The organism is Streptomyces kanamyceticus, assembly GCF_008704495.1.
Lineage (GTDB): Bacteria > Actinomycetota > Actinomycetes > Streptomycetales > Streptomycetaceae > Streptomyces > Streptomyces kanamyceticus.
On sequence record NZ_CP023699.1, the window covers coordinates 1357925 to 1383895 of the forward strand.

Consider the following 25971-nt stretch of genomic DNA (forward strand, 5'->3'; position numbering starts at 1 on the left):
GAACCCTTGCTCCGGGGCGTCCCAGAGCGTCCCATCGGCATCGATACGGGGACCAATTCGGGCATGAGTACGACGCGTTGACGGGTGATCACCCGTGCGCCGAGGGGAACCGCGCGGCGCGTTGAGGCACTCTTCTCCGTGTGTCGTACGCATCATCGCTTCCCCCACAGCGCCCGCCGTCCCCCGCCACCGGTCACATGGTCGTGTGCGGCGGCGACAACGCCCTCGCCCACCGGCTCGCCGCCGAACTGCGCGGTGTCTACGGCGAGCAGGTGACGCTCGTCGTGCCGCCCGCGGGACGGGGCGAGCGGGCCCAGGCGACGGGGCGGGCCACCGCGCTGCTCGGGCGCATCACCGCGGCCGTCTCCCGCACCACGGGGAACGCGGGCGGCAACGGCCAGGGGAACGGCGAAGGCGACGGCGGTGTGCCGCGGACCATCGAAGCGGTCGAACTCACCGACGACGTCCTGGTGGACGCGGGCGTCCCGCAGGCCGCCGCGCTCGCGCTCATGCATGACGACGACGAGACCAACATCCGCACCGCGCTCGCCGCGCGACGGCTCAACCCCTGTCTGCGCCTGGTGATCCGGCTCTACAACCGCAAGCTCGGCCAGTACCTGGAGGACCTGCTCGACCAGGCGGCGGCCGTCGCGGGCCTGGCCGCGGCCGCCTCCAGCGTCACCGTCCTGTCCGACGCCGACACCGCGGCCCCCGCGCTCGCGGCCACCGCCGTCGCCGGGACCAGCAAGGTCGTGCACGCCGACGGGCTGCTGCTGCGCGCCGTGGAACGTACGCCGCCCGCGACGGGCACGGTGGCGCCGCGCGGCCTCGCGACCCTCGCTCTGCTCTCCTCGACCGCCAACGACCCCGCGGGCTCCGAGGGTTCGGACCGCGCGGGCGGCGAAGCGGGGCCGCTGCTGCTTCCCGACGACGCCGCCGTGGCCGCGGCGCCGGGCCGTGGCGCGCTGGTCCTCGAAGCCGTGTCGTACTCCGGTGCCACGCCGCCGCCCGGGTTCCTCGCGGGGCGCGGCGTACCGCTGCGCCAGCTGTTCTCACGGCGTCTTCGCTGGTCGGTCGCCGGATTCGCCGCCGCGGTGCTCGGCATGGCGATCGCCTCGATCGTCACGACCGCGGACACCAGTCCGCTGCACGCGACGTACCTGACCCTCCTCGACCTCTTCTCGATCAACGACCCGGCGACCGAGGGCCCGGCCAGCCGACAGATCCTCCAGCTCCTGGCCGGTCTCGTCGGGCTGCTGCTCCTGCCGATCCTGTTCGCCGCCGTCCTGGAGGCCCTCGGCACCTTCCGCACCGCCTCCTCGCTGCGCCGTCCGCCGCGCGGTCTCTCGGGGCACGTCGTGCTGCTCGGGCTCGGCAAGATCGGTACCCGGGTCCTCGCGCGGCTGCGCGAGCTGGACATCCCGGTGGTGTGCGTGGAGGCCGACCCCGAGGCGCGCGGCGTCTCGCTCGCGCGGCGGCTGCGCGTGCCCACGGTGATCGGCGACGTGACGGAGGAGGGCGTCCTGGAGGCGGCCAAGATCCATCGCGCGCACGCCCTGCTCGCGCTCACCAGCGCGGACACCATCAACCTCGAAGCGGCCCTGTACGCACGGGCGGTCAAGCCCGATCTGCGGGTGGCGCTGCGTCTGTACGACGACGAGTTCGCCACCGCCGTCTACCGCACGCTGCGGGCCGCGCACCCGGGCGCCCTCACGCGCAGCCGCAGCGTGTCCGCGCTCGCCGCGCCCGCGTTCGCCGGGGCGATGATGGGCCGCCAGATCCTCGGCGCGCTGCCCGTGGAGCGCTCGGTGCTGCTCTTCGCGGTGCTCGACGTCGAGCGGCAGCCACAGCTCGCGGGCCGGACCGTCGCGGGGGTGTTCCGTCCCGGGGCGTGGCGGGTGGTCGCCCTGGAGCGCTCCTCGGGCCTGGAGTGGGAGCTCGACCCGGAGTACGAGCTGCGGCCCAGCGACCGCGTCGTACTGGCCGCCACCCGGCAGGGCCTGGCCGAACTCCTCGCCCGCAGGCCGCTGCCCGCCTCTTCGTGACCTACTCCGCGGGCGCGGGCAGGATCTGCCGCAGGTGCGGGTCGGGGTGGAAGTCCCTGCGCCACTCGCGCGGATAGCCGACGGACGCCTCGACGTGCCGCACGCCGTCGTGCCAGGTGGTGCGCGGGATGTGCAGATGGCCGTAGACGACGGCCTCGGCGTCGTACTTCAGGTGCCAGTCGGCGGTCAGTTCGGTGCCGCACCACAGGGCGAACTCGGGGTAGCGCAGGATCCGGGTGGGTTCGCGGAGCAGCGGCCAGTGGTTGATGAGGATGGTGGGCAGACCGGGGGTGCGTGCGTCGAGCCGCTTCGCGGTGAGTTCGACGCGGGCCCTCGACCAGTCGTCCCGGGTCTCGAACGGGTCGGGGTGCAGGAAGTACTCGTCGGTGCAGACGACGCCCGCCTCGTGGGCGGCCTTGAGCGCCTGTTCCTTGGTGTACGTACCCTCGGGCCGGAAGCTGTAGTCGTAGAGCAGGAACAGCGGCGCCACCGTGACCGGTCCGCCCGCGCCGCGCCACACGGGATACGGATCCTCGGGGGTGAGTGCCCCCAACGACCGGCAGAGCTGGACGAGATGCTGGTAGCGCGCCTCGCCGCGCAGCTGGACCGGGTCGTCCTTGGGAGTCCACAGCTCGTGGTTGCCCGGCGACCACACCACCTTGGCGAACCGTTCGGTGAGCGTGCGCAGCGCCCACTCGATGTCGGCCATGCGCTCGGCCACGTCACCGGCGACTATCAGCCAGTCCTCGTCGGTTTCGGGCCGCAGGGACTCGACGTAGTCCCTGTTGTCCTGATAGGCCACGTGCAGGTCACTGATCGCGAGCAGCTTCGGAGTCTTGTCGGATGCCATCACTCCGTGAGGCTAACCGAGTTGATCCCGAAAACGGCGGCCGGTCCCCCGCCACGCACCGGCCGCCGCCCGCCCCGGCCCGCCCGCCGCTGCTCAGTGGTGCTCGCCCTCACCTCGTTGGATCGCCAGGTACTCCTCCACAGTCGCCTTCGGCACCTGGGCCTTGGGCCCGTACATGGCGCGGGCAAGCCGGGCCCGCAGCCGGTCGGAGCGGCCGACCTTGCGGGCGACGCCGTTGGCGTCGACCAGGGGTCCTATCTCGTAGGGCCGGGGCTGCTCATGGGCTGTCAGGGTGTACAACTCGGCCTGCGAGAGCGACTCGTGGACCTCGATGTACTCGCCGTGCGGCAGCCGCTTGATGGTGCCTGTCTCGCGGCCGTGCAGCACCTTGTCGCGGTCGCGGCGCTGAAGTCCCATACAGATCCGGTGCGTCACGAAGAACGCGGCGGCGGGCACGGCGAAGCAGCCGATCCGCACGAACCAGGTGATGACGTTGATGGAGAGGCCGAAGCGGGTGGCCCACAGGTCGTTGCCGCCGCCGACCATCAGCACGGCGAACAGCGCGAGCCAGGCCACGCCGAGCCCGGTCCGCACGGGCGCATTGCGCGGCCGGTCCGCGATGTGGTGCTCGCGCTTGTCGCCCTTGACCCATGCCTCGATGAACGGATAGACGCCGATGGCGAGCAGCACCAGCGGGAAGAGCATGAAGGGGATGAAGACGCCCAGGTTGAGCGTGTGCCCCCAGGCGTTGATCTCCCAGCTGGGCATCACCCGGATCAGCCCCTCGGAGAACCCGAGGTACCAGTCGGGTTGAGCGCCGGTGGAGACCAGGTCGGGCCGGTAGGGGCCGATCAGCCAGACCGGGTTGATGGTGGCGACCGCGCCCATGATCGCGAGCACCCCGAAGACGAGGAAGAAGAAGCCGCCCGCCTTGGCGATGTAGATGGGCAGGAACGGCGCCCCGACCACGTTCTTCTCGGTTCTGCCGGGCCCGGCGAACTGGGTGTGCTTGTGGTAGAAGACCAGGATCAGATGCGCGACGACGAGCCCCAGCATGATGCCGGGCAGCAGCAGGATGTGGATCGGATAGAACCGCGCGATGATGTCCTCCCCCGGGAACTCCCCTCCGAACAGGAAGAAGGAGATGTACGTCCCGATGACGGGGATGGAGAGGATGGCGCCCTGCGCGAAGCGGATGCCGGTGCCGGAGAGCATGTCGTCGGGCAGCGAGTAGCCGGTGAGGCCCGTGATGATGCCGAGGAACAACAGCGTCCAACCGAACATCCAGTTGACCTCGCGCGGCTTGCGGAAGGCCCCGGTGAAGAACACCCGCATCATGTGCGCGAGCATCGCGGCGACGAAGACGAGCGCCGCCCAGTGGTGGATCTGCCGGATGAGCAGTCCGCCGCGCACCTCCATGCTGATGTCCACCGTGGACTCGTAGGCCCGGGACACGAGCAGGCCCTTGAGCGGCACATAGGTACCGTCGTACGTCACTTCGGCCATGCTCGGCTCGAAGAAGAGGGTCAGATAGGTCCCGGTGAGGATGAGGATCAGGAAGCTGTAGAGGCAGATCTCCCCGAACATGAACGACCAGTGGTCGGGGAAGATCTTCCGCATCTGGCTCTTGGCGAGGGTGTTGATGCCGAGCCGCCCGTCAGCCCAGTCGGCGACCCGCTCGCCTCTGCCGGGCTTCCCCGGCCGTGCGGGTAGTCCACGTGCCCCGGTGCGCTCGATGCGTCCGCTCATGCGACTCCCTTTCAGGCGGCTACCAGCGTAGGTCGCATGTATGACGTATCCAACAGGCCCGGATGTGACAACTGGCCCGGCGAGGACGCGAGTTCGGTTCAGGTCATCGAGACCTTGCGGCCGTACGCGAGGAGCAGCAGGTCCTGCGCGCGGCCGCGCAGGGGCGTGCCGGTGCCGTAGGACCAGTCGAGGTCGTCGGCGTGCAGGGCGACGCCCGTGACGTCGGCGCCGAAGAACCTGAGGGTCTTGGGCGTGACGTGGTCCAGGAGGACGCGTACACGGTCGAGGGGGACCCGCCGGTCCAGGCCGAGCGCGACGGTGACGTCGAGGCCGTGCACCACGTCGTGGCCGAGCGCGTTCACGTAGCCGCCGACCGGGGGCGTCCAGGGGTGGTGCGCGTTGTCCCTGAGCAGGGCGGCGAGTTCGGCGGTCGTGAACGCGGCGGCGTCCGCGCGGGCGCGGCGGTCGGTCATGCGGTGCAGGCTGCCGCGCGCCTTGACGAGTTCGGCGAGGACGCCGGGCAGGGAGTAACGGAAGCCCAGGGACATGTGGGCCACGACCTCGCGCACCCGCCAGCCCGCGCAGAGCGAGGGCATGTCCCACTGCTCGGCGCTCAGCCCGTCGAAGAGGTCGGCGAGTTCCCTGCGTTCGGCGGCGATCGCGGCCCTGACTTCGGTGTCGTCGTTACCCATGGTTCCAGGCTGATCAAGGTCCGGCGATAAGTCCAAGAGTCATCTGTGCTCACTACTAGCATCATCAGTTATGGAACTTCGGCAGTTGCGGTACTTCGTCGCCGTGGTGGAGGAGGCCAACTTCACCCGTGCCGCCGCCCGGCTGCATCTGGCTCAGCCCGGAGTGAGCGCGCAGATACGGCAGTTGGAGCGGGAGCTGGGTCACCGGCTCCTCGACCGCTCGGGCCGGAAGGTGACGCCCACGGAGGTGGGCAGGGCGCTGCTGCCGTACGCGCGGGCCGCGCTCGCCGCCGAAGAGGGGGCGCGGCGGACGGCCGACGAGTTCACCGGGCTGCTGCGCGGCCAGGTCACGCTCGGTCTCGTGTCGGGCGCCGCCGTCCACGAGTTCGACGTGGTGTCGGTGCTCGCCGACTTCCACGACGCGCATCCCCAGGTCGAGATCTCCCTCACCGAGGACTCCTCGGAGCGGATGCTCGCCGCGCTGCGCGGGGGCGAGCTGGACATGGCGCTCCTCGGCGTCGACGCGGCGGAGCCGCCGCCCGGCATCTGCCTGCACATCGTGATCGACGAGCCGCTGGTCGCCGTCATGGCGCCCGGCGACCCGCTCCTCGCGCCCGCCGACCGTACGGAGGTGCCCCTTGCCGAACTCGCGGAACGCCCGCTGATCAGCCTGCCGCGCGGCACGGGTGTGCGCGGCGTCCTCGACCGGGCTTGCGCGCAGGCCGGGTTCACGCCCCGGATCACCTTCGAGGCGGCGGCCCCCGAGGTCCTCGCGCGGCTCGCGGTGCGCGGTCTCGGCGTGGCCGTGCTGCCCGGGCTCTGCGACGAGGAGGCCGCGGCGTTCGGACTGCGGTCGTTGGAGATCACGGAGCCGCGCTCGCGCGGCAGGATCGCGCTGGCCCGGCGGACGGACGGGCCCGCGAGCCCCGCGGCCCGCGCCCTGCTCGACAGGCTGCGCGAGAAGCTCACCCCGGTGGCGTCAACCGGTGCAGTCTGAGGGCGAGTTGGATCTCCAGGGTGCGGGCGGGCGTGTTCCAGTCGTCGCCGAGGAGCCGCGCGACGCGTTCCAGGCGCTGCACCACCGTGTTCACATGGACGTGCAGCGCGGTCTTGGCCTTGGTGAGGCTGCGGTCCTTGCCGAAGTACGCCTCCAGGGTGCGTACGAGATCGGTGCCGCGTTCGGCGTCGTAGTCGATGAGGGGGCCGAGGGTCGCCCTGACGTAGCCGCCCAGATCGGCCTGTTCGCCGATGAGCAGGCCGACGAAGCCGAGGTCGGTGAGGGCGGCGCCGCGCCCGGTGTGGCCGAGGGCACGCAGCGCGGAGAGGCAGCGCAGGGCCTCGGCGTGCGCGGCGGGCAGCCCTCCGGGGCCCGTGACAGGGCCCGCGGCGCCGACGGTGACCGGGGCGCCGACGGCCTGGCCCAGTTCGGCGGCGAGCGGGTGGACGGCCGCTCCCGGGCTCCGGGCGGGCGTCACGAGCACCACGTCGTCGTGGTGCGCCCCGGCGAGGCCGCTGTGCGCGCGGGCCGTGCGGTGCGCGGCGGCGAGCAGCCGTCGCCGGGGCACGCTCTCGCTGTGCGCGACGAACACCGCGAGCGGCCCCTCAAGGCTTATGCCGAGGCGGCGGGCCCGGCCCGCGAAGCCCGAGGGGTCGCCGGTGGTGGACAGCAGATCGCCGAGGAGCTCGCCGCGCACCCGGTCCTCGGTCTCGGCCACGGACCGGCGCAGCAGGAGCAGCAGCGCGGTGACGACGCTCGCGCGCTCGAAGAGCCGCCGGTCGGACTCGGCGAGTTCGGCCCGGCCCGTCAGGGCGATGCTGCCGAGGAGTTCGGGCCCCGCGAGGACCGCGCACACCCAGGTGCCGTCCTGCGGGACCGCGCGGCCGCTGGCCCGTGACGCGGCGACGGCCTGGGCGGGCGGGGCGAGCGGATCGGTCGCGGTGCGGGCCAGTTCCACGCCGTCCGCGTCGTGGATGAGGGCGCCGCCGTCGAGCAGGGCGGCGATGCCGTCGGCCACGTCGCCCGCGTCGCCGCCGCGCAGCACGAGGTCGGTGAGCTGGTCGTGGGCCTGTTCGGCGCGGCGCATGGCGCTGCTGTGCGCGCGGATCGTCTCGTTGGCGGCGTTGAGGTCGACGAGCGCGGCGCGGGTCTCCTCCAGGAGCCGGGCCCCGTCGATGGCGATGGCGGCGTGGTCGGCGAGCGAGGAGAGCAGCACGATCTCCTCCGTCGCGAACTCGCGGGCCGCGCGGTCGGCGGCGTACAGGACCCCGATGACGCGCGCGCCGAGCCGCAGCGGCACGCCGAGGATCGCCCGCAGCCCCTCCTGGAGGACGGCGCCGTCGATGGCGTCGGTGTGGTGGAAGCGGGGGTCCTGCTGGTAGTCGCCGGTGACGTAGGGCCGTGCGGTCTGCGCGACGAGTCCGCCGAGCCCCTCCCCCATGCCGAGCCGCAGCTGCTGGAATGCGGCGGCGACACTGCCGTCGGTCACCCGCATGTAGGTGTCGCCCGCGCTCTCGTCGTTGAGCGAGAGGTACGTGACGTCGGTGCCGAGCAGCAGTTTCGCACGGCGCACGATGGCGCGGAGCACGGCGTCCGGGTCGCGCAGCGCCGCCAGGTCGCTCGCGGTGTCGAAGAGCGCGGTGAGTTCGGCCTCGCGGCGGCGGTGCGCGCCCAGGGTGCGGTGGACGCGCAGCGCCACCTCGGTGGCCTCGCCGAGCGCGGCGAGCTCGGCGGCGGTGGCACCGGCCTCGCGGGCGCGGGCCGCGGGGCGCGCGAACTCCTCGGCGGGCGCGCCCCGGTCGAGCAGGTCGAGCAGAGCGCGCGGGCCGCCCGGGGGGTCCGCGTGGTCCTTGCCTCGGGTGGTGGGGAGCATGGGGCGATCGTCTCCCGACGGGGTGGCCGCGGTCGATGGGGCGGTGGCGGTCAGCCGCCGAGGGGCACGGAGCCCTGCGGTTGCGCCGCGGGGCGCGCGTGAGCCGCGTCCACGACCTCGTCCCTGGACAGGTCACGACCCTTGGTCTCCCTGGCGAACCGTACGGTCACGGCGGTGACGAGGGCCGCGCAGGACATGTAGAGGGCGACGGGCAGCGCCGACTCGTAGTCCTTGAGCAGTTCCACGGCGATGATCGGCGCGAGGGCGCCGCCGATGATGGACGCGAGCTGGGAGCCCATCGAGGCGCCGGAGTAGCGCACCTTGGTGTCGAAGAGCTCGGAGATGAACGCGGCCTGCGGCCCGTACATCGCGCCGTGGAAGAGCAGTCCGACGGTGACCGCGAGCGTGATGACCGGGAAGGAACGGGAGTCGAGCAGCGCGAAGAAGGCGAAGGCCCAGCCCGCCATGCCGAGCGCGCCGATCAGCGTCACCGGACGGCGCCCGACGCGGTCGGAGAGGGCGCCCCACAGCGGGATGGTGACGAAGTGGAACGCGGAGCCGATGAGCACCGCGTTCAGGGCGTCGCTCTTGGGGAGTTCGAGGTGCACGGTGACGTAGACCAGGACGAAGGCCGTGAGGATGTAGTAGGAGATGTTCTCGCCGAAGCGGGTGCCGATCGCGATGAGCACCTCGCGCCAGCTCTTGCGGAACACCTCGACCACGGGCGGCTTCTCCCCGGCCCCCGCGGCGGCGGCCGCCTCCGCCTTCCGCTGCGCGGCGAGGAAGACCGGTGACTCGGTGACCGAGATGCGGATCCACAGGCCGATCATCACGAGCACCCCGGACAGCAGGAACGGCACGCGCCACCCCCAGGCGAGGAACGCCTCGTCCGACTGGACGGCGGCGAGCAGCGCGAGCACACCGGTGGCCAGCAGGTTCCCGCCCGGCGCGCCCGCCTGCGGCCAGGAGGCCCAGAACCCGCGGCTCTTGGCACCGCCGTGCTCGGAGACGAGCAGCACGGCGCCGCCCCACTCCCCGCCGAGCGCGAAGCCCTGCACCAGCCGCAACACGGTGAGCAGGACGGGTGCGCCGACGCCGATGCTCGCGTGGGTGGGGAGCAGCCCCATCGCGAACGTGGCGCCGCCCATCATCAGCAGGCTGATGACGAGCAGCCGCTTGCGCCCCACCCGGTCGCCGAAGTGTCCGAAGACGACTCCGCCGAGCGGCCGGGCCGCGAAGCCCACGGCGTAGGTGAGGAAGGACAGGAGGGTGCCGACGAGGGGGTCGCTCGACGGGAAGAACAGCGTGTTGAAGACGAGCGCGGCGGCCGAGCCGTAGAGGAAGAAGTCGTACCACTCGATGGTGGTGCCGACGAGGCTCGCGGCGACGATCCTGACGAGGGCGCGCGGCGGTTCAGCGGTGGTGGGCATGTGCACCACTTCCGGATGGTGGTGGGCGGGGACGTTCCGATGTCGCCAAACGGTAGGAAGCCGCAGGTCAACGTCACATGTGCGGGTGCACCACAGTTGCCGCCCCCGGCATGGTGGCCGCGGCCATGCCGGTGGTCCCGGCGCGGGGGCGTGAGCGTTCAACTCTTTGTCCAAGTACGCGTGGTGGTGTTCCTCTGGCGCAACTTGTGACACGGCGTTATCACTTGATCCACATTCGTCTGACATCTTCATGATCAAGAGGGCCGCACGACCTGCGGCCCTGCCGTAGAGGGGAACGTGAACAAGTCACCCATGAGGACAACACCCAAGAGACCCAAGGGACTTCGCAAGGCGGGCATACCCGGCGCGGCCGGTGGTGTCGCCCTGCTCGGCGTCTCCGCGCTGCTCGCCATGGCCGTGCCCGTCGCCCACGCCGCCGACCCCGGCCCTGACCCCGTGCCCGAGCTGATACCCGGCCAGCGCACCGCGACGCCCGCCCTGGTGGACGGGATCGAGGAGCCCGCACAGGACTCGGGCAGCGCGGCCGCCGCCGCGAAGAAGCACCTCGAAGAGAAGAAGAGCCGCTACCGCATAGCCGACCCCCGGCGGGATCTGACCGCGGGGAAGACGGTGCGCGGGCGGACCGGCGAGGCCGTGCGCTTCCAGCAGAAGCACCGGGGCATACCGGTGCTCGGCGGCCAGTACCTGGTGCGCCTGGCGGAGAAGGACGGCGACCGGGTCGTCACCGGCACCTCCGGCAAGTACTTCACGGGGCTCACGGTGGGGGCCAAGGCCGACGTGTCGGAGGGGACCGCCGTCGAGCGGGCCACCGCGGCCGCCCTCTCGGGCCTCTCCCAGGGCGGGGCGGGCCAGTGGACCAAGCTGCGCGGTCCCGCGTCGAAGGACCGCGCGGAGGGCACCAAGAAGCAGCGGGGCAAGAAGAGTTCACTGCGCGGCACGTCCCACGGCCTCGTCGTCCTTCCCGAGGGCAAGGGCGTCCTGACGTACCACGTCACCGTGACCGGCGAGGACCCCGCGACCGGGGCGCCGGTCAAGCAGGAGATCTACGTCGACGCGAACGCCGGATTCCCGGTGCTCAGTTACTCCGGCATCCAGGCCTTCGACGACGCCCCGGCCGGTCACCCCGGCGCCCAGGGCTCCGGCGTGAAGCTCGACGGGAGCAAGGTCGACCTCGACGTCACCAAGGACGCGAAGACCGGGGCGTACGGTCTGATCGACCAGCGCCGCCAGTGGGGCGGCAGCAAGAACCCCATCACCACGTACGACGCGCGTGACGTGGACGCCAACGACGCCTCGGGCAAGTGGCCTTCGGGCCTCAAGGACGTCACGTCGCCGACGCCCGAGTTCGGCAAGGACGCCACCGAGGCGGGCGCGGTCGACGCGCACTGGGCGGCCGGGCAGGTCTACGACTACTACAAGGCCAAGCACGGCAGGGACAGCCTGGACGACAAGGGCATGGCCATCAACTCCCTGGTGGGCGTGACGGATCAGGGCCTGCCCTTCGTCAACGCCTTCTGGGACGGCCAGAAGATGGTCTACGGGGGCGGCGACGAGGAGAACAAGGTCTTCTCCGCCGACCTGGACGTGGTCGGCCACGAGATGACCCACGGCGTCGTCGAGCACACCGCGGGCCTCGTCTACACCGGCCAGTCCGGCGCCCTGAACGAGGCCGTCGCCGACTACTTCGGCAACGCCATCGACGTCGACGCCACCGGCAACGAGGGCGCCCCCGAGGCCTCCCTGATCGGCGAGGACCTGTGCCGTACGCAGGGGCCGAAGGACTGCGCGATGCGCGACCTCAACGACGGCCGCACCACCGCCAAGGACTTCCTCGGCGTCACCTACGCCACCGACAGCGGCGGCGTGCATCTCAACTCCACCATCTTCTCGGGTGCGTTGTGGGACATCCGTGAGGACCTCGGCGGCAAGCGCGCCGACCGCATCGTCTACAAGGCGCTCACCGAGTACCTCACCCCGCTCGACGGCTTCACCGAGGCCCGCAACGCGGTGCTCGCCGCCGCCAAGGACCTCGGCGTCAAGGGCGCGGACCTGCGCTCGGTCACCCGGGCCTTCGACGCGCACGGCATCGTGAAGGGCTGGGAGAAGGCCATCGGCGCCGACTCCGACAAGCTCCTCGGCGACCTCAACACCAAGCGGACCGGCGCGGGCGCGGGCGGCGGCTGGTGGGCCACGTCCAAGTCCGACGAGGAGGGCGGCGAGCCGTACTCCGTCTACGCGGGCCGCACCGACGGCAAGGGCGCGCCGAAGCTGCTCAGCCCCAACGACGGTCGCTTCCACGTCTATCCGGACACCGACGGCAAGACAGTGGCCTGGGCCGCGTACGGCGCGGACAGCGTGGAGGTCCTGACGCGGCCGCTCAAGGGCGGCCCGGTCAAGAAGCTCTGGTCGGCGGGGACGACGGTCGGCAACGTCAAGGTCTCCGGTGACACCGTCGCCTGGCAGGAGTCCAGCCCCTTCGGGCAGCAGCGCGTCGCGTACATCAAGCCCGGTGAGCGCGAGCCGCACTTCGTGGACGGCGGCCGCTACGACGTGGCCACCGCGCTGCCCACGCTGAGCGGCGCCAAGCTCGGGTACGCCAAGGTCTACACCGACAAGGACGGCATCCAGCAGGTCTCGACCGAGATCACGGACGTGCGCACCGGCAAGCAGACGCTGGTCCCCGCCAAGGAGAGCCGCCTCGGCATCTCCACGCCGACGATCAACGGAAAGTACCTGTACTGGCTGGTCGACGACATCGCCGACGACAACCGGCAGGGCCTGCGCCGCGCGAAGCTGGACGGCACCGGCCTGACCGACGTCATCCCCGAGGACAGCGAGAACTCCTACTTCTGGGGCGTGGACGCCTCCGACAGCGCGCTGACGCTGACCCAGTGGAAGCCCGAACAGGGCTGGAGCAATAGCAACCTCACCAAGCTCGTCCAGACCGACCTGGACGGCAAGGGCCTGGCGCGGGTGTCCTGCAACCGCGGTGAGCAGAGCTACGGCGCCGCCGACACCGGCAAGCGCGTGGTGTGGATCGACGGCACGACGGGCCACACCGACCTGGTGACCCGGGCCCGCCCGGCGGGCAACTGCTGATCACACGTATGAGCGTCAGGGCCTGGGCAGCACGCACACGCTGTCCAGGCCCAACACGTGGTTGAGCCTGCCGAACGCCAGCCACGAGCCGACACACATGCTCAGCTCCACGATCTCGCTCTGGCTGTAGTGCGCGGTCATCCGCCGCCAGAACTCCTCGTCGAGGCCGTGGTGGTCCAGGGTGTACCGCTCCGCGTACTCCGCGGCGAGCCGGGTGCGTTCGTCGAAGGCGTCGGTGGTGCGCCACCCGGTCACCGCGTCCGCGAACTCCTCCTCGACCTTCTCGCCGTCGCGCTCGGTGCGCCAGTCCAGGCAGAAGGCGCAGCCGTTGAGCTGCGCGACCCGCAGCCGCGCCGCCTCGAACTCGCGCAGGCCGAGCGTGCTGTGCTCGTACACCGCGAGCGAGAAGTTGGACGCGGCGATGCCGATGCCCGGGACCATCTCGCCCCACACGTATCCGATGGGTTCCTTGCCGTCGGGGATGTCGATGCGCATGGCCGCGTTCATGGCTGCTTCCTTCCGAGTCGGCCCGCCGCGGGGCGCAGCGGGACGTCGAGCGCGTCGTAGAGGCCCGGTTCGGCGTCCACGAGCCAGTCGATGGCGTTCACGAGCCGTCCCGCCGCGGTGGCGTTGCCGCCCGCCGCGCGGTTCTCGCCCTCGTCGGTGGCCTCGACGGTGACCTCGATGCGCGGGCGGCCCTCGACGATCACGCGGTGCGCGCCGTCGCCGCCGTCGGGCGGGGCGGGCCAGTCGGGGGCGCAGGACGGGTGGATGCGGGTGATGTGCTCGATGACGATGCGGGGTTCGCCGCCGACGACGCCCTGCACCTCGAACCGCACCGCGCCCTGCGTACCCGCCGCGAACTCCCCCATGGTCCTGGTCGCCACGGTGACGTCCAGCGCACGGCGCTCCAACGTCTCGCGGATCTCGTCGAGTTCGGCGCCGAGCGCCCTGGCCATCAGCCGGATCTGTCCGCCCCACACCATGGTCGGGACGCCCTCGGCGAGCATCAGCGGCTCGTACTCCATGGGGTGGCCCATGCCGATCAGCTGGCGGACCGAGTCCTCCTGGTCGTACGTGGAGTAGTCGAAGATCTCCTGGCAGCGGACGGCGTCGACGGTGGAGCCGAGTCCGCTGACCAGGAGCGGCAGCACGTCGTTGCCCCAGCCGGGGTCCACGCCCGAGACGAACAGCGAGCCGCCGCCCGACGCGACAGCGGCGAGCACCGGATCCCTGAACTCGGCCGGGGCGCCCCGCTGTTCGTAGAGCGCGTACAGCGCGGGCGTCACCACCACCGCCCCCGCCCCGACGGCCTTGACCACGTCGGCGAGCGCGTCGTCGGGGCGGATGTCACCGGACGCCGCGTACACCACGGCACGCGGCCCAGCCGCGAGGACCGCGTCGATGTCATCGGTCGCCAGGACACCCAACCGCCGGTCGAGGCTCGCGAGTTCACCGGCGTCACGGCCGACCTTGCCCGCGCTGTGCACAAGCACCGCCGTGAGTTCCAGCGCCGGATGCGCCTCGACGGCACGGATGGCCGCACGGCCCACATTGCCCGTTCCCCACACCACCGTGGAAATCATGCGCGGAGGGTAGCGGGGGGATCTTGGGGTTGACAGAGCCGGGACCCGAGCAGATCGACGGAGTCCGCGCGTTGCCGCGAGCGTGCCAACTCATGGCCAGATACGTACCGTTCGACCGCCCTCCGAAGTCCGGCCCCGCCGGTACGCTGAAGCCATGCTCCTGGGGCGCTCCGCGGAATGCGCACGTCTTCTTGCCCTCATCGACAAGGCACGCGGGGGCGAGAGCGGCGCGCTGGTCATCCGCGGTGAGGCCGGCATCGGCAAGACGAGCCTCGTCTCGTACGTCGCGGACGCCGCCGACGACCTGCTGCGGATCGGCACCCGCGGCGTCGAGGTCGAATCGGACCTGCCCTATGTGGGCCTCGCCGATCTGCTCCGGCCCGTCCTGCACTTCCTCGACCGCATCCCGGAGCGTCAGGTCGCCGCGCTCACCGGCGCCCTCGCGCTCGGGCCCGCCGAGGCGCAGGACCGGTTCGCGGTGGCCGCGGGCACCCTCAGCCTGCTCGGCGCCCTCGCCGACGAGGGGCCCGTGCTCGTCACCGTCGACGACGCGCACTGGCTCGACCCGTACTCACTGGACGCGCTCGCCTTCGCCACCCGCAGGCTCGGCCGCGAGGGCGTCGTCGTCCTGTTCACCACCCGCGACGCACCGGAGGAATCGGCCTCGCGGCTCGCCTCCATCGACACGCTGACGCTCGGCGGCCTCGACCCCGATTCGGCGCACCGGCTCATCGCCGAGGAGGGCACCGCCGAACTGACCGAGCGGGAGACGGCCCGGCTGCTCGCCGAGGCACGGGGCAACCCCCTGGCACTCATCGAGCTGCCCGCGCTGCTCGCGGGCAGCGACTCCGGGGGCGACGAGGAGGAATCCGGGGCGCCGCTGGCCATCGGGGAGCTCCTCGCCCACACCTTCGGCAGCGCGGTCGACCGGCTGCCGTCCGAGGCGCAGGACGCGATGCTGCTGCTCGCGGTCCTGGGCACCCGGCCGCTCGCGGGCACCGAGGCGGCGCTGCGGGCGCACGGGCTCAGCTACGAATCGCTGGAGGCGGCGGAGGCGGCGGGCCTGGTCGTCGAGGAGCGGGACGGGTACGCCTTCCGGCACCCGCTGGTCCGCTCCGCCGTCTACCACGGGGCGACGCCGGTGCGCAGGCGGCGGGCCCACCACGCGGTCGCCCGCTCCCTGCAAGGCGCGACCGCGCCCGCCCTGGAGCAGTACGCCTGGCACCTGGCCGCATCGGGCGCCGAGCCGGACGAACACGTCGCCTCGCTCCTGGAGAACGCGGCGTCCGGCGCCCCGGAGACCCTCACGTACCCCCTCGCTTCCCGGCTGTACGAGCGGGCGGCGCGGTTCACCCCGGCAGGCCAGCGCAAGGCGGAGCGGCTCCTCGACGCCGCGCGGGCCTCGCAGGCCGCGGGGTCCCTGAACGAGGCGGCGGCGATCCTGGACCGCGCCCTGGAACACGCCGAGCAGCTCGGCACCCGGCTCGACATCCGACAGCTCCGCTGCTACCTGGACGTCCAGCGCGGTCAGCCGACCCGTTCGCGCGAGCTGCTCAGGTCGGCGGTCGACGAGGCCGAGAAGGTCGACCCCGCGCTCGCCGCGGTGATGCTCGGCGGCATCGCCCTCACCGAACTCGCGGTCGGCGACCTCACGGCGGCCCGGCACTCGTCGGCGGCGGCGATGCACATGGCGGGCTCCGCCCAGGAGGCGATGCTGCCGGTGCGCCTCCTGCACACCCTGGTGCTGCTGCTCGGCGGCGACGCGGACGCGGGCAGGGAACTCCTGCGCGAGCTGGCCGAGCCGCTCGCCTCGCCCGATCCCGCGTTCCCCTATCCGCTCTCCGGAGTGGGCGGCCTGTGCCATCTGGCGGCCGAGCAACTCGACGAGGCCTACGGCCTCCTCGACCGCGCCGCGTACACGGCGCGCGGTTCGAGCGCGGTGGGGCTGCTCTCCCACCTGCTGTGCACCCTGGCCGTGGTGGAGTTCTGGCGGGGCCGCTGGACGCCGTCGCTCGCCCACGCCGACGAGGCGGTCCGGCTCGCCGAGGCCACCGGGCGCCTCATCGAGGTGCCGCGCGGGCTCGCCGCGCTCGCCAGGACCGAGGCGGCGCTCAACCGCGAGGAGGACTGCAGGCGGCATGCCGCGCAGGCCCAGGAGTGGGCGCTCTCCACCGAGCTGCCGATGGACGCGGCCCGGGCGCGCGGCGCCCTCGGCCTGCTCGAACTGGGCCTCGGCCGCTTCGAGGAGGCGGTGCACTGCCTGGAGGACGTGCGCGCCTTCTCGCGGGAGCACGGGCGCGGCGACGGCCTGTATCTGACCTGGGCGGCCGATCTGGCCGACGCGTACGTCCATCTGCACATGACCGCCGAGGCCCGCGAGGTCCTCGACGTCCTGGAGTACGAGGCGGGCCGCGGCCACCGTCCGGTGACCGCGGGCGCCGCGGCGCGCTGTCGGGGGCTGCTCGAACCGGGAGACCCGGAAGCCGCCTCGCGGCACATGGAGCGCTCCCTCGCGCTGCTCGCCGAGCGTCCGGTGCCCTTCGAGCGGGGCAGGACCGAGTTCGCGTGGGGCGAGCAGCTGCGCAGGCAGGGCAGGCGCAGCGAGGCGCGGCGCCTGCTCGAACGGGCGCTCGTCACCTTCGAGCGGCTCGGCGCGACCGGGTGGGCGGCGCGGGTGGCCGCCGAACTGCACGCGGCGGGCGGCACCGAAGTGCGCCCGGAGCGGGCTCCGTTGGAGCGGTTGACCCCGCAGGAGCTGCAGGTGGCGCTCGTGGTCGGCCGGGGCCTCACCAATCACGAGGTCGCGGAGCGGCTCTTCCTCAGCGTGAAGACGGTCGAGTTCCACCTGAGCAACATCTACCGCAAGCTCGACGGGGTGAGCCGCAGGGCACAGCTCGTCCGGCTGCTCGCTCAGGCCGCCGAGGCGCCGGTGTAGGTTCCCGGCCGCCGCTGCGGCCCAAGTGCCCACTCCAGTACGGCCATCGCGCTGCTGAGCTTCATCGATGCCTGGGTCCAGGCCACCGAGCGCGGCCCGTCGAGCACCGCTCCGGTGACCTCGTCACCGCGGTGCGCGGGCAGGTCGTGCAGGAGGAGGGCACCGGGACGCCGTGTCATGAACTCCTCGTCGACGTGGAACGCGCGGAACCGCTCGCGCCAGGCCGCGTCGGGCTTGCTGGTGCCGGTGGTCTGCCAGCGGGTGGTGTAGACGACGTCGACGCCGCTCGGCAGGTCGGCCGCGGAGTCCCGCCGGTCGATGACCGCTCCGTTGCGGGCCGCGCGCTTGCCCGCGGCGGACACGAGGTCGTCGGGGAGGCCGTAGCCGGGCGGGCAGGCGAAGGTGGCCTCACAGCCGGGGATCCCGGCGAGCGCGAGGGCGAGCGCGGCGGCGGTGTTGTTGCCCTCCCCCACGTAGAGGAGGCGCAGTCCGCGCAGGTCGTCGCCCAGGCAGAGCCGGAGCGTCGCCAGGTCGCACAGGCCCTGCGACGGGTGCTCCTCGGTGGCCATGGCGTTGACCACCGGGAGGTGTCCTGAGCGGGAGAGCCGCCGCAGCTCCGCCAAGGGCCCCGCCGTGCGGGCGACGAGGCCGTCGAGCATGCCGCCGAAGACCCTTCCGGTGTCCTCGATCGCCTCACCGGTGGAGAGCTGGAGGTCACCGGGGCCGTAGGTGACGGGAACCGCGCCCAGGCGCACGGCGGCCACCGTGAAGGCGGTCCTGGTGCGCGTGGACGGCTTGGTGAACAGCACGCCGACGGTGGCACCGGCCAGCGGACGGTCGTGCGCGGCGCGGTCCCTGTGCAGCTCCACGGACCGCTCCGCGAGGCGTGTGACGGTCTCCACGGAGAGGTCGGCCAGTGAGAAGAGACCGGTCTCCGGGGCCTCGGGCGGGGCGCCCCTGGGGACGGCGGCGTGCTGAGCGGCGTCAGTGTTCATCGGGATCCTCCCTGGGGATCTCTGCTGAGTCGGGCACGTCGACGAGCAGGCCCGCGGTGGCGAACGCCTCGGCGGCGCCCGGTAGTTCGAGTGCTCCGGCGTCCCGGAACAGGCGGACGGAGTGGCGTGCGGTGGTCCGTAGCGCACCCTTGCTCGCCGGGGTGCCGTAGCTGTCGGCGATGACGTCGCGCACCGCGTCGGGCCCGAGTCCCGCGACGGTCAAGGCGGCGCCCACGGGCCGCAGGTCGGGCGTGAGGCTGGAGACGATCAGCTCGGGCAGGCAGCGGGCGGCGCGCCGCTTGAGCGAGGTCGGCAGGTCGCTCCAGAGCCGCTCGAAGAACCGGGAGAAGTACACGTGGTGGTGGCCCTCGTCCCTGGCGTGGTCGCGGACGACCTCCCGCACCACGGGCAGCACTTCCTGGTCCTTGGGCACCTCGTTGAGCACGGAGGTCACGAGCGTCTCGAAGACGACGACCTGGAGCAGCTGGGCGAGGACCGGTTCCCCGGCGAGGAGTTCGGCGCCGATGCCGTCGAGCTGGCGCAAGAACGGGTCGAAGGCGTACGGCAGCGGCGGGATGCCGGTGGCCGCGGCGATCTGCTCGACGACGTCGAGGCTGAACAGCGCGTGATAGCCCTCGTCGCAGTAGATGCGGTAGGCGTCGAGCCGGACCCGCGCGGGCAGGTCGAGGCCGGTGCGGCCGTCGGCGATGCGCTCGGTGGCGCGGTTGACCACGCGGGTCTCGAAGTGGGCGGTGAAGTTCAGGTAGTGGTAGAGGTGGCGGGCCAGGAGCTCCTGACGGCGACGCTCGGGCAGGGCGCGGACCAGGGGATGGTCCCAGTAGGGCACCAGGTGGTGCGGGAAGAACCGGGTCGCGGGGTCGAGGGGGCCGCTGACGGTCCGGTGCGGGCCGCTGCGCACCCCCGACCGCTCGTACCAGTCGTGGTTGTCGTCGAACTCGTGGTGGGTCATCTCGGTCTCTGCTCAAGTGGATCGCTGGGCAAGGGCGGTTGGCGGTGGGGGTGGCGGTCACCGGCTCCCGGCGTGCGGCGCGGCCTCGCGCAGCGCGTCCGGCTGGCGCACCCCGGAGCGGGCGGCCGCCGCGGCGAGCAGCCCGACGGCCGCGAACACCGGCCAGACGGCGCCGCCCACCGCCTGGAAGAGGAGCGCGCCGAGCGCGGGCCCGGCGGCGTAGCCGACGCTCTGTCCCGCGGAGAGCGCCGCGATGTAGCGGCCGCGCGCGCCGTCGGGCGCCGTGAGCGCCGGGTAGGCGAGCGTGGAGGGCGCGGCGACCATCTCGCCGAGGGTCCATACGACGGTGGCGGCCACCAGGAGCGCGGCGCCCGCGTGGATGCCGTACAGGCCGATGCCGCAGCCGATGAGCGCGATGCCGCCCGCGATGGAGACGCGCATGGGCCAGGTCTGCACGTAGCGGGTCAGGGGCAGTTCGCCCACGATGACGAGGAGGCCGTTGAGTGCGACGAGCGCGGTGTACACGGCGGTCGGCACGCCCCGTTCGCGCAGGTCGAGCGGGAGCGCGGTCAGGTACTGCGACTCGACGAGCGCGATGAGGAACAGCGCGAGGACGACGAGCGTGAAGGCGCGGTCGCGCAGGACGTCGGCATAACGCGCCCCCGTAGATCCGCGCGCCGCCTTCGGTGCGCCCCCGCCGCCCGGCAGGACGACGAGCGCCACGAGTCCGAAGAGGACCGAGACGACCGCGTTGACCTCGAACATCAGCGTGTACGAGCCGGTCAGGAGCGCCGCACCGGCGAGCGGGCCGAGCGCCGCGCCGACGTTCAGCGCGAGCCGGAACGCGGCGGAGGCGACCACCAGGCGGTGCGCGGGCAGGAGTTCGGCCAGGAGCGCGGCGGCGGCCGGGCGGTAGACCTGGGACGCGGCGCCGATGGCGGCGACGGTCAGCAGCAGCGCCCAGTAGCCCGGGGCGGCGGGCAGGGCCGCGGTGAGCAGCCCCGTGGCGATCACCGATCCGGCGATGGTGCGCCGGTTGCCGAGGCGTTCGGCGAGCGTCCCGCCGAGCAGCGTGCCGAGCACCGAGCCCGCCCCGTATCCGGTCAGGACGAGACCGGCCTGACCGGCCGTGTGGCCCAGGTGCGTGACGTACAGGACCACGAAGACCTGGACGTAGGAGCCCATGCGGTTCAGGGCGACCCCGGCGAGGAGCAGCCGTGCGGGGGTGGGCAGTTCGCGCAGGGCGGCGCGGATGCCGGGGTCGGGCTCCCGCGCCGCCTCGCTGGTCTCCTGGGCGGCCGGATCGGGTACGGTCACGACGCCCTCCGCGCGTCGGTGACGTGTTCCAACGGCCTTGCGTGGAGAGCGACTTGGGCCTCCGCTTCGTCCAGGCGTCCGACGCACCCCTCGGGGGTGTCGGCGGCACACAGGACGTACGCGTACCGCTGGAGGTAGTCGAGCGGCGGCAGTCGGAGTTCGTCGCCGGGGGCCGCGAGTGCGGTGGCCCTCAGGAGTCCTGACGCCTCGTCGGGCGCGGGCACCGTGACGCGGTCGACGCGGCAGTGCTCGGGCGGGTAGAGGAAGCGGATGCCCGCCGCGCGCGCGTGGGTGGGGGTGAGGTCGGGCGGGGTGCGCAGGGCGACGTCGAGGGCGACCAGGCCCGGGTCGATGCCGGTGGCGAGCTTTCCCAGGTAGGGGATGAGGTCGCCGCCTAGCCTGCCGTTCACCTCGATGACCACGAACCCCCGTGATGTCAGGCGCAGTTCGGTGTGGGTGACCGCGTGGTCGACCCGGAGCGCGCGGTGGGTCCTGGCGAGTATCCAGCGCAGGGCGGGGTCGTTCAGGAGCGGGTCCCCCGCGTCGACCAGGTGGCCGGTCTCCTCGAAGTACGGGGAGAGGCCGACCTCCTTGCGGGCGAGGAACATCGTCGCGTACTCGCCGTCGTGGACGGCGCCGTCGACGCTGATCTCGGGACCTTCGAGGTACTCCTCGACGAGGATGCCCGCCCGGTACGTCGGGACGCCCGGGTAGTGGGCCGAGCGCGCGTCGGCGAAGAGCCCCGCGAGATCGGCCGCCGAGCGGACGAGGGCCACACCTCGGCTCGCGCCGAGACCACGGGGCTTGACCACCACCGGGTAGCCGATCCACTCTGCCGCGGCCGCCGCCTCCGCGAGATCGGCGACCAGGGCGAACTTCGGCTGCGGCAGCCCCGCGTCGCGCAGCAGCGCGCGGGTGCGGTGCTTGTCGCGGCAGTTGCGCACCGCGGTCACGGTCGGGCCCGGCAGACCGAGGGCCTCGGCGACCTGGGCGGCGGGCAGGATCAGCGCCTCGTCGTAGCAGAAGACGCCCCGCACCGCCCGGCGCTCGGCGACCGAACGAGCCGCCGCCACCAGGGCGTTGACGTCACTGGGCACCACTTGTGTGGAGCCCGCGAGATGGGGCGACTGCCAGGTGGGGGCGGTCTCGTCGAGCAGCCACAGGTCGGCCTTCAACGCGGCCGAGCGCAGCAGGTACTCGCGGTACTCCTGGGTGCCACTGCCGACCACCAGAACCGTTTCTCCGCCAGTGTTCACCGGTCCTCCTCGGGGTCGCTCTCGCGGCGGGGCAGCGCCACGCACTCCGGCGCGGGCACGAACCCCTGCTTGCGGTAGAAGTCCCCGGAGTGGTTGCCGGGGTGCACGACGAACTTGACCCCGGGGTGCGGCTCGGTGGCCCGGCGCAGGAGTTCGCCGCCGATGCCGCGGCGCTGCAGGTCGGGGTGGACGGCCAGGTCGGCGACGAAGGCGTTGAACGACAGGTCCGTCAACACCCGGATGAGACCGACGAGGCGACCCGCCACGCGGGCGGTCATGAGGTGCTGCGAGGTCTCCAGCATCCGCCGCATGCGCGCGGGCTCGTCGATCGGCCCGTTGAGCTCGGCGGCGCGGAACAGGTCGGACACCTCGGCGGCTGCCGGGAGTTCGTCGGCGTACACGACGGGTGCGGATCCGGTGAGCTCGGCCCGCTGCCGCTCCCCCTCCCCGGCGACGAGGCTCGCCTCCAGGCCGTCCAGGATCCGGTAGGTGTCGGCCTTGAGGGTGGCGGGGTCGTCGGCGGTGAGGTAGGCGATGCCGCCGATGCTCAGCGCCGCGGCGGCCGCGTCGTAGCGCGGCATCACGGTTCCGTCGGGCACCGTGCTGCCCCGGGCGATCTCCACCGTGGTGCCGGGCGAGACCAGCGAACCCCAGTCGTGCGTACGCCAGTTGAGGCGCGGCAGCGTGGCCCAGGGCGTGCCGCGCGAGTCGGTGGCGATCAGCGCGAGCGATGCGGCGGCCCGGCCCTCGCCGGTGACCAGCATGCGGTCCGGGTACTTCTGCGGCTCGCTGAGCGCCTCGCGCGCCTGAAGGGTGATCAGGTCGACGCCGTACACCTCGGCGACCTCGCGGGTGACCATCGCCCCGCCGACCCGGGCGGCCGTCTCCAGGAGGCTCAGCCGGTTGCCCGCCATCAGCTTGAGCTCGGTGTGCGTGGCGCAGGTGTCGAGGCCGAGCGAGTCGACCGCGCGCCGCGCGTGCTCCTCGACGATGCGCTGCAGCCGCTCGGGCAGCACGCAGGGCGCCTGGTTGCTCAGTTCGGTGAAGGGCGCGACGGTGGGCAGCCTGCCGGTGACGCACACCGGGTGGTAGGTACCGGCGGCGACGATGCCCTCGACGCTCAGGTAGTCGCCGTAGCCCCGCGTGTCGTCGCGGCTCTCGTCGTACCAGGACTCGGTGGTGGACTCGATGAGTTCCTCGGCGACGAAGGACGGCACGTCCGTGCCCGCCGTGTAGTCGCCGAACCCGTCCCCGCGAGCCGCGCGGTCGACCTCCAGGGCGCGGTGCCACACCTCGGCGATGTCGGTGTCCTCGCCGATCACGACGTGCCCGATCGACCCGGCCCCGTCGGCGCGCTTGAGCAGGAACGGCAGCGCGATCCTGTCCCTGGCCCGCTGGAGGTCACCGAGGCTGGTGACGTGCCGGAAGCGCGGCACGGGCACACCGGCCCGCTGCCAGCGCAGCCGCATCAGCCACTTGTCGCGCGCCCTCGCCGCGTTGACGCCGGGTCCTGGCAGGCCGAGCCGCACACAGGCCTCGGCCACCGGACGCACCGCGTACTCGGAGAACGTGAGCAGGCCGTCGGCGCCGATCCGGCGGGCGTGTTCGGTGAGCGCGGTGACGGGGTCGGCGGCCGAGCTCCGGTCGGTGACGTCGGCACAGTGCCTGCCGAGCTCGCCGAGGGCGAAGTCGTCGACCGGGGAGAGCAGCACCGCGTGCACGGACGCGGTGGCGGCGAGCCGGGGCAGGGCGTAGTCCAGGGACGGGCCGCTGCGGCCCGCGACGAACAGGAGTCGTTTCACAGGTCTTCTCCGTGACGTACGAGAGGTATGAGAGGGCCGCCGGTCAGCGGGGCAGCGCGGTGCCCAGGCCCCGGTGGCGCGCGACGCGGAAGACCCGGTGGGCCAGCGCGATGTCCTCGACGGCGAGGCCGAAGGGGTTGACGACGATCAGCTCGTCGTCGCCGGTGCGCCCGGGACGCGCCCCGGTGAGCACCTCGCCGAGGGTCGCGGCGTCTTCCTGCCGGACGCGGCCTTCGCGCAGCAACGTGCCGAGCAGGCGGTACGGGTCGTCGCGGATCAGGTCCCAGTCGTCCACGTACAGCCGGTCCGCGCCGGTCAGCACGGATTCGGTCAGGTCGTCGAGCGAGACGTTCACCGCGAGCGCGCCGGAGGCGAGCCAGGAGCGCTCGACGTAGCCGCGCCGGGTGTTGGTGCAGGCGATCACCACGTCGGCGCCCCGCGCGGCCGTCCGCGCGTCGACGGCCGCGGTGACCTTGACCTCGTGCGCGCCGAGGGCGTCGCCCATGTCCCGCTCGAACTGCGCGACGCGGCCCGGCACCTCGTCGTACACCCTGATCTCCTCGATGCCGGGCAGCCTGCCGGCCAGCATCAGCGCATGCTCGCGGGCGATGACGCCCGCGCCGTAGAGGGCCGCGGTGCGGGCGCCGGGGCGGACCAGGTGGCGGGCGGCGAGCACGGAGACGGCGGCGGTGCGCAGCGCGCTGATGTGGGCGCCCTCCATGACGCACAGCGGGCGTGCGGTCCTCGGGTCGAAGAGCACGGTCAGTCCGCTGGCGCGCGGCAGGCCCTGGGCCACGTTGGCCGGGTTGGCGTTGATGACCTTCGTGCCCACGGCCGTGAGACCGCCCTCCACCAGGCCCGGCATGTTGATGCTGCGGGCCTCGCCGCCGTCCGGCGGCGTCCAGCCGAGGTAGGCCTCGGGCGGCAGCACGGTCCGTCCCCCGGCATGCGCGACGAGTGTCTCGTGCATGCAGGCCAGCGGGTCGATCTCGGCGCAGGCCTCGCGCACTTCGGCGCCGGAGAGGTAGGTCAGGGTGTCGGATTCGGGCAGGTGAGCGGTGCGGTTGTCGTGAGCGGACATGGTGTTCGGATCCCCCGTTGTGGTGCGCGCCGCGCGAGTGCGGCGCCATGACGTGACATACGTGTGACTAGTGATGTGCACAGTGGTGTGAGGAGCGGTGTGAGGAGCGGTGTGAGGAGCGGTGTGCCGGGCTGCGCCGGGCGCCCCGGGCGGTCGGCGGCCTCGTCCGTCAGACGATTTCCGCGGCGTCGAAGGCGAGTCCCGCCACCTCGGCCCGGGCGGCCGCCGCCGTGCCTGTCGTACCGGTGGTGAAGCCGTGTTCGCGGAGCCAGGCCCCGCTGTACAAGGTGTCCTCGTAGCGGTCGGCGCCGTCCGCACAGAGACAGACGACCCGTTCCGCTTCCGGACGCTCGGTCAGGTAGCGGGCCGCCGCGGCGAGCACGGCGCCCGACGATCCGCCGACACCCACGCCGGTCTGTGCGCGCAGCACCTGACAGGCGGCCACGGCCTCGGCGTCCGGCACGTGCCTGACCTGGTCGCAGTCGCCGGGCCGTGCGAAGTCGGAAGGGCGGCCCGCGCCGATCCCGGTCAGCCTGCGCCGCCCCGGCGGGCCGCCGAGCGCCACGGAGCCGCGGACGTCCACGGCGACGACATGACACTCGGGGGCGACCATGCGCAGGTACTGGGCGACGCCCGCCAGGGTGCCGCCGGTGGAGACGGCCACGAAGACGGCGTCGGGGCAGCCGCTGCCGCTGCCGCCTCCGCTTCCACTGCCGCTTTCGCTTCCGTGCCGCAGGATCTCGGGTCCGGTCTGTTCGCGGTGGACGCGCGGGTTGGCCGGATTGCGGTACTGGTCGGGCCAGACGCAGGTGGGATCGGACGCGAGCAGGTCACGGACCCGGCGGAGCCTGGCCCGCAGATATCCGCCGTGCGCGTCGGGCAGGTCGACCCGTTCCACGGCCGCGGCCAGGGCGGCCATCTCGTCGAGGTTGCGCCGACTCGTCTTCGGGTCGACGACGGCGACGAAAGGGTAGCCGCGGCTCCGGCACACGTAGGCGAGCGCGGCGCCGAGGTTCCCCGAGGTGGATTCGACCACCGTACGTCCCGGGCCGAGCAGTCCGCGGTCCTCCATGTCCTCCACGAGCGCGTAGGCGGTCCGGTCCTTGACCGAGCCGCCGGGGTTGAACTGTTCGAGTTTCAGGCCCACTTCACGCCATCGTCCGGCCACCTTGAGCCGTACGGGCACCAGTGGAGTGCGCCCGATCCTGGAGACGTCCCGCGCCCGAGCGGGGGTGCCTCCGGGCACCCCCGTCCCCCGCCCCAGCGACGGTCG

At 72.7% G+C, this 25971-nt stretch carries 18 protein-coding genes; 4 read left to right on the forward strand and 14 right to left on the reverse strand.

Annotation, left to right across the window (positions count from 1 at the left end):
* The first annotated feature begins 197 nt into the window (after window positions 1-197).
* Entirely contained in the window at window positions 198-2045 is a 1848-nt protein-coding gene (locus CP970_RS05050) for an NAD-binding protein (protein ID WP_055544380.1), read from the forward strand.
* 1 nt (window position 2046) lies between these two features.
* On the opposite strand, the gene CP970_RS05055 is transcribed toward CP970_RS05050, so the two are convergent.
* The 3 genes from CP970_RS05055 to CP970_RS05065 all read right to left on the reverse strand — a co-directional run bounded on the left by CP970_RS05055 (window position 2047) and on the right by CP970_RS05065 (window position 5336).
* Window positions 2047-2895, reverse strand: a complete 849-nt coding sequence (locus tag CP970_RS05055; protein ID WP_055544379.1) for a metallophosphoesterase family protein — start codon at window positions 2893-2895, stop codon at window positions 2047-2049.
* Between the two features lie 93 nt (window positions 2896-2988).
* Window positions 2989-4644, reverse strand: a complete 1656-nt coding sequence (gene qcrB, locus CP970_RS05060; protein WP_107098830.1) for a cytochrome bc1 complex cytochrome b subunit — start codon at window positions 4642-4644, stop codon at window positions 2989-2991.
* A gap of 98 nt (window positions 4645-4742) precedes the next feature.
* Window positions 4743-5336: a maleylpyruvate isomerase family mycothiol-dependent enzyme gene (locus CP970_RS05065; RefSeq protein ID WP_055544378.1), complete on the reverse strand. Its 594-nt coding sequence runs from the start codon at window positions 5334-5336 to the stop codon at window positions 4743-4745.
* A gap of 70 nt (window positions 5337-5406) precedes the next feature.
* Here CP970_RS05065 and CP970_RS05070 point away from each other — a divergent pair, with 70 nt between their 5' ends.
* Window positions 5407-6333: a LysR family transcriptional regulator gene (locus tag CP970_RS05070; RefSeq protein ID WP_055544377.1), complete on the forward strand. Its 927-nt coding sequence runs from the start codon at window positions 5407-5409 to the stop codon at window positions 6331-6333.
* Here CP970_RS05070 and CP970_RS05075 read toward each other — a convergent pair.
* Both CP970_RS05075 and CP970_RS05080 read right to left on the reverse strand, forming a co-directional pair.
* The gene (locus CP970_RS05075) at window positions 6302-8206 is read right to left on the reverse strand and encodes a helix-turn-helix domain-containing protein (protein WP_055544376.1); all 1905 of its coding nucleotides are present in this window, start codon (window positions 8204-8206) and stop codon (window positions 6302-6304) included. The two genes, CP970_RS05070 and CP970_RS05075, sit on opposite strands and share 32 nt — an antisense overlap.
* A 50-nt stretch (window positions 8207-8256) precedes the next feature.
* The gene (locus CP970_RS05080) at window positions 8257-9636 is read right to left on the reverse strand and encodes an MFS transporter (protein WP_055544375.1); all 1380 of its coding nucleotides are present in this window, start codon (window positions 9634-9636) and stop codon (window positions 8257-8259) included.
* A 312-nt stretch (window positions 9637-9948) separates the two neighbouring features.
* Between CP970_RS05080 and CP970_RS05085 the strand changes: the two genes are divergently transcribed.
* Complete coding sequence (locus CP970_RS05085; RefSeq protein WP_055544374.1) at window positions 9949-12756, forward strand: M4 family metallopeptidase; 2808 nt, start codon at window positions 9949-9951, stop codon at window positions 12754-12756.
* A gap of 15 nt (window positions 12757-12771) precedes the next feature.
* Here the strand turns inward: CP970_RS05085 and CP970_RS05090 are convergent, their stop codons facing one another.
* Together CP970_RS05090 and CP970_RS05095 are read right to left on the reverse strand one after the other, a co-directional pair.
* On the reverse strand, window positions 12772-13251 hold the full coding sequence (locus CP970_RS05090; protein ID WP_055544385.1) for a carboxymuconolactone decarboxylase family protein: 480 nt from the start codon (window positions 13249-13251) through the stop codon (window positions 12772-12774).
* Window positions 13252-13259: 8 nt separating this feature from the next.
* Window positions 13260-14342 (reverse strand): NAD(P)H-dependent amine dehydrogenase family protein, encoded by a 1083-nt coding sequence (locus tag CP970_RS05095; protein ID WP_055544373.1) that lies wholly within the window; start codon window positions 14340-14342, stop codon window positions 13260-13262.
* A gap of 154 nt (window positions 14343-14496) precedes the next feature.
* Here CP970_RS05095 and CP970_RS05100 point away from each other — a divergent pair, with 154 nt between their 5' ends.
* Complete coding sequence (locus CP970_RS05100) at window positions 14497-17277, forward strand: helix-turn-helix transcriptional regulator (RefSeq protein ID WP_055544372.1); 2781 nt, start codon at window positions 14497-14499, stop codon at window positions 17275-17277.
* Here the strand turns inward: CP970_RS05100 and CP970_RS05105 are convergent.
* The 7 genes from CP970_RS05105 to CP970_RS05135 all read right to left on the reverse strand — a co-directional run bounded on the left by CP970_RS05105 (window position 17253) and on the right by CP970_RS05135 (window position 25944).
* A complete protein-coding gene (locus tag CP970_RS05105) occupies window positions 17253-18272 on the reverse strand; it encodes an ornithine carbamoyltransferase (RefSeq protein WP_055544371.1) in 1020 nt (339 codons plus the stop codon). The genes CP970_RS05100 and CP970_RS05105 overlap by 25 nt on opposite strands.
* Window positions 18262-19242 carry a diiron oxygenase gene (locus tag CP970_RS05110; RefSeq protein WP_063806006.1) on the reverse strand — a complete coding sequence of 327 codons (981 nt, stop codon included), beginning with the start codon at window positions 19240-19242 and terminating at the stop codon, window positions 18262-18264. Before CP970_RS05110 ends, CP970_RS05105 begins: the two co-directional genes overlap by 11 nt.
* Before the next feature lie 57 nt (window positions 19243-19299).
* On the reverse strand, window positions 19300-20559 hold the full coding sequence (locus tag CP970_RS05115; RefSeq protein ID WP_055544370.1) for an MFS transporter: 1260 nt from the start codon (window positions 20557-20559) through the stop codon (window positions 19300-19302).
* Window positions 20556-21815, reverse strand: coding sequence for an ATP-grasp domain-containing protein (locus CP970_RS05120; protein ID WP_055544369.1), 1260 nt, complete (start codon window positions 21813-21815; stop codon window positions 20556-20558). The genes CP970_RS05115 and CP970_RS05120 overlap by 4 nt, the downstream gene beginning before the upstream one ends.
* Complete coding sequence (locus CP970_RS05125) at window positions 21812-23617, reverse strand: GNAT family N-acetyltransferase (RefSeq protein WP_055544368.1); 1806 nt, start codon at window positions 23615-23617, stop codon at window positions 21812-21814. The genes CP970_RS05120 and CP970_RS05125 overlap by 4 nt, the downstream gene beginning before the upstream one ends.
* A gap of 43 nt (window positions 23618-23660) precedes the next feature.
* Complete coding sequence (locus CP970_RS05130) at window positions 23661-24698, reverse strand: ornithine cyclodeaminase family protein (protein ID WP_055544367.1); 1038 nt, start codon at window positions 24696-24698, stop codon at window positions 23661-23663.
* Between the two features lie 169 nt (window positions 24699-24867).
* On the reverse strand, window positions 24868-25944 hold the full coding sequence (locus CP970_RS05135) for a pyridoxal-phosphate dependent enzyme (RefSeq protein ID WP_157877657.1): 1077 nt from the start codon (window positions 25942-25944) through the stop codon (window positions 24868-24870).
* Window positions 25945-25971: the final 27 nt, after the last annotated feature.

Coding starts and splice junctions, on each gene's coding strand:
- CP970_RS05050 (WP_055544380.1), top strand. CDS start 198: ATGGTCGTGTGCGGCGGCGACAACGCCCTCGCCCACCGGCTCGCCGCC.
- CP970_RS05055 (WP_055544379.1), bottom strand. CDS start 2,895: ATGGCATCCGACAAGACTCCGAAGCTGCTCGCGATCAGTGACCTGCAC.
- qcrB (WP_107098830.1), bottom strand. CDS start 4,644: ATGAGCGGACGCATCGAGCGCACCGGGGCACGTGGACTACCCGCACGG.
- CP970_RS05065 (WP_055544378.1), bottom strand. CDS start 5,336: ATGGGTAACGACGACACCGAAGTCAGGGCCGCGATCGCCGCCGAACGC.
- CP970_RS05070 (WP_055544377.1), top strand. CDS start 5,407: ATGGAACTTCGGCAGTTGCGGTACTTCGTCGCCGTGGTGGAGGAGGCC.
- CP970_RS05075 (WP_055544376.1), bottom strand. CDS start 8,206: ATGCTCCCCACCACCCGAGGCAAGGACCACGCGGACCCCCCGGGCGGC.
- CP970_RS05080 (WP_055544375.1), bottom strand. CDS start 9,636: ATGCCCACCACCGCTGAACCGCCGCGCGCCCTCGTCAGGATCGTCGCC.
- CP970_RS05085 (WP_055544374.1), top strand. CDS start 9,949: ATGAGGACAACACCCAAGAGACCCAAGGGACTTCGCAAGGCGGGCATA.
- CP970_RS05090 (WP_055544385.1), bottom strand. CDS start 13,251: ATGCGCATCGACATCCCCGACGGCAAGGAACCCATCGGATACGTGTGG.
- CP970_RS05095 (WP_055544373.1), bottom strand. CDS start 14,342: ATGATTTCCACGGTGGTGTGGGGAACGGGCAATGTGGGCCGTGCGGCC.
- CP970_RS05100 (WP_055544372.1), top strand. CDS start 14,497: ATGCTCCTGGGGCGCTCCGCGGAATGCGCACGTCTTCTTGCCCTCATC.
- CP970_RS05105 (WP_055544371.1), bottom strand. CDS start 18,272: ATGAACACTGACGCCGCTCAGCACGCCGCCGTCCCCAGGGGCGCCCCG.
- CP970_RS05110 (WP_063806006.1), bottom strand. CDS start 19,242: ATGACCCACCACGAGTTCGACGACAACCACGACTGGTACGAGCGGTCG.
- CP970_RS05130 (WP_055544367.1), bottom strand. CDS start 24,698: ATGTCCGCTCACGACAACCGCACCGCTCACCTGCCCGAATCCGACACC.